The 469-nt window shown below is 60.3% G+C and carries 1 pseudogene; it reads left to right on the top strand.

Annotated elements, in window-relative coordinates:
• A pseudogene (locus DCK90_RS16845) lies at positions 1-469 on the top strand (GMC family oxidoreductase); the annotation flags it as partial.

Raw genomic sequence — 469 nt, 5'->3', positions numbered from 1 at the left:
ATCCTACATCAACAAAGAAGATAGAAAAGAATACAAGCTCAAGGGCAAGGTGGTGGTCCTAGGGGCCTCGGCCTGTAGTTCCGCCAGGATCTTGCTGAACTCCAAGAGCGAGCAGCACCCCAACGGACTGGGCAACAGCAGCGATGTGGTGGGCAAGTACCTCCACGACTCGACGGGGGCCGACAGGGCGGGGTTCATCCCGGACCTGATGAACCGTAAGGTCTCCTACAACGAGGACGGCGTGGGGGGCATGCACGTGTACTCCCCATGGTGGGGTGACAACAGCAAGCTGGACTTCCCGAGGGGCTACCATATCGAGGTATGGGGCGGCATGGGGATGCCTAGCTACGGCTTCGGCTTCAACGTGAACGAGTTCAACCAGTTCTTCGGGACGAAGGTGGGCGGCTACGGGGATGTGCTGCGCAGCGACGCCAAGAAGTACTACGGCGCGGTCGTGGGCATGGCCGGA

Origin of the sequence: Muricauda brasiliensis, from assembly GCF_003057865.1 — a bacterium.
GTDB lineage: Bacteria > Bacteroidota > Bacteroidia > Flavobacteriales > Flavobacteriaceae > Flagellimonas > Flagellimonas chongwuensis.
The sequence above is the reverse complement of the archived record's forward strand: the minus strand, read 5'-3'. Positions and strand labels throughout refer to the sequence as shown.